The organism is Flavobacterium branchiophilum NBRC 15030 = ATCC 35035 (assembly GCF_002217205.1).
In the GTDB taxonomy this organism is placed as follows: Bacteria; Bacteroidota; Bacteroidia; order Flavobacteriales; family Flavobacteriaceae; genus Flavobacterium; species Flavobacterium branchiophilum.
Map to the genome: position 1 here is coordinate 1 of NZ_MUGT01000099.1, position 2,860 is coordinate 2,860.

Here is a 2,860-nt window from a genome sequence, read left to right on the forward strand (position 1 = left end):
TGTAACCGCCATAGGCCCAACAGGCTTTTCATACACCGCCTCCAGCAACCTATTCAAATGATCATAAGAATAGCTGTATTTTCTCAATACATTGTCCGATGAAGTCCGCCAAAAAGTTTCCGAAATATTGCCGTTAAACAAAGGCGTTGCTGTCTCGGGTTTTTGGTAATTGATTCTAAAACTAAACAAATCCATCGGATCGCCCGCTTTGCTCAAGCTATTGATGTCGTTGATGCCCGTGAGCCATCCCCTAATGTTGTACGAATAGTTCACGTTTTGTAAGCCAGTGCCAGTAGCAGCACCCCCCACTTTTTTAGCCGTTAGTTGGCCCAATTCGTCATACGAGTTGTTGGCCAATAGCTGCACAGCCCCCCCGTTTATTTGGTGGGTGTGCGTCAGCAAGCGGTCTTGTGCCGAGTATGTAAATACTTCATTTACACGTATTTCTGCGTCTGTAGCCGTACGTTTGTGGCGGGTTTCGGTACTGATTGGCTTGCCCACAAAGTCCAAATTGCTGTCCGTTTGCGTGTAGCCCCCCAAGTAATGCACCGTTTTGGTTTGAATTGCTCGGGCTTTGTAATCATACAGCGTATAACTCGTTTCGCCCTTCGTGTCGGTTGCCCCTTGGCACACCCGCACCCATGCCCCCGTGGCCAACCCCTTGGGTTTTAGGCTGTTGTTGTAATAAGCCGTACCAAAAACCGTTGGCCCATTCGGAAAATTGTAATCGTCATAATAATTCACCGACAAAATTTTGAAACCCGTAGGTGCCACTACGTTGCTATACCACACGAAAAAAAACCTTTGTCAAATTTTCAAAATTTGACAAAGGTAAACCCATCTTACTTCATACTTCTAACCTCTAACTTCTAATTTCTAACTTCTAATTTCTAACTTCTAATTTCTAATCTCTAATTTCTAACCTCTAACCTCTAACTTCCCACTTACAAGAAGCCGCCACATTTGGCATTTTCACGCTGGGGCAGTTCCCGCCATACGCTGTATCTTTTTGTTTTTAAAGAAAAAACAAAAAGGATGCCGCTACTGTCGGGGCTAGGTTGCAGCTTTCGGAGTATGTTAGAGATGTTTTTAGAACAGTATCATAAGATTATTCAGTTAAATAAAAAACCCAAGCAATTGCTCGGGTTTTTGGTTTACAAAAATATTATTCATTTGGGTTATATTCATATCTTTTTAATCTTGCCAATTCAGCTCCAATTTTCTTTATCCATTGTTGCTGGTTTTTATTGTTACCTATAACTTTCTTGTCATATAAATCTTGATAATTCTCACATTTTGATATGATAGAATGATAAATTTTATTGTAGATATCTACATTATTGTTTTTTCTAAGTCTTAAACTGTCAAATGATTTTCTAATTTTCCGTGCATATAATTCAGCAATATCAAAATGGAGTTGTTCGTGTGCCAAAGTTTGAGTATCCGTAGTGATAGTCCAAGATTTACTTTTGATAAAATAATTTTCGATTTTATAATTTAACACTATATTATCTAAACATTCATAATGAAGTTTAATTGTATAGCCTGTAATTGCTGCTAAAAATGGTTCAATTGTATCAGGTACAGCACCTTTAAAATCATCCCAAATCAATTTTCTTTTGCTAGACCAAAGAATTTTATCATCTTCCTGATTTTCAGAGTTGTTATACTTTACGATTGAGGTACAAAAAAATAATATAAACCCAAATAGAATTAGTCTCTTTTTCATATTATAAAATTATTTACCTTGAAGAGTTGCACTTCTAGTATTATTACTTATAACACCTTTTCCAACTGAAAGTCTTTCAGGATCTATACCTCTATTTACTAAGAACTTCTTTATTGCTTTAGCTCTTAGTAATTGCAAATCTCCAACAGATCCATTTGTACCATCAATTTGAATCATAGTATTTTCTTTTAAATTTGGATAATTACTATTTCTAACATTACCTTGAATTAACAGCATAATTTGAGGATATTCTTTCAAGGTTTTTAAAAGGTCATTTAAAGTCTTATTCGAAGAGGCGTAATCTATTTTTGGAGAAAATGATTCAAAAGCAATATTAATATTTATAGTATGCCCTTGTTTTAATTTTAAAGGATCATCATCTACAATTGATGAAAAACGTGATTTTGGAATATTAATTTCAGGTGCTTGAATATTAAAATTATCATTCACTTTTATTCCAATTGGGTCTAAGTTTATACCAATAACTGGTTGTCTTTCTTCTTCTACAGTTGAAATAGGAGTTGGTTTACTCTTGCCATTACCATTAAATAAATCATTTATTTTTTTATATAAAATTGGAAAATCAGCTCTACTCCAAGCACGACCAACAGATTCTTGAGTGTATTTATTACAACTACAATCATTACCGATGCTTCCAATAGCACCAACTAACCTTTTGAATAGGTTTCCAATGACGTTTAAAATACCTAATCCATATTCATCAACATTCAACACTGGATTATTATCACTAATGATATAAGGCGATTGATAATTTACAAAATCTGCCATTGGATCAACAACTGCAAATTTTCCTATGTCAGCCATATACATACGAGCTCCTAAATCATAAACATTCAACCCCAGCTCATCCTGCCACTCTTTCCCATTGTACTTATAATTATAAACCAAAGGAAACAAAGGCGTTACAGGTTTTATTTTGGAGGCAACACTTTCACGCACATACAACCGCTTGTCGGAGTTGTAGTTGGTGTGTTTGAGCCCAAAAGGGTAGTAGTGGTTTTCTTCCAAAATCGACAAGGCTCCCGTGGGAGTTTGCGTGTAACTCATCCTGATATTCCCCAAATGGTCTGTGTAATTAAACACATAATTGTACAAACTACTTTCAGTTAA

Annotated in this window: 2 protein-coding genes and 1 pseudogene; all 3 read right to left on the minus strand. The window is 35.7% G+C overall.

The features are described from left to right. Nucleotides 1-792: pseudogene (locus B0A58_RS11355) on the minus strand (type IV secretion protein Rhs); the annotation flags it as partial. A gap of 373 nt (nucleotides 793-1,165) precedes the next feature. Further along, the gene (locus B0A58_RS11360) at nucleotides 1,166-1,729 is read right to left on the minus strand and encodes a hypothetical protein (protein WP_089081155.1); all 564 of its coding nucleotides are present in this window, start codon (nucleotides 1,727-1,729) and stop codon (nucleotides 1,166-1,168) included. 9 nt (nucleotides 1,730-1,738) lie between these two features. Further along, nucleotides 1,739-2,860 (minus strand): RHS repeat-associated core domain-containing protein (locus B0A58_RS16835; protein ID WP_317047322.1); only part of this gene is annotated, 1,122 nt, incomplete at its 5' end.

Bases quoted from the DNA above. Each gene is read 5' to 3' on its own strand.
- B0A58_RS11360 (WP_089081155.1), bottom strand. From the start codon at position 1,729: ATGAAAAAGAGACTAATTCTATTTGGGTTTATATTATTTTTTTGTACC.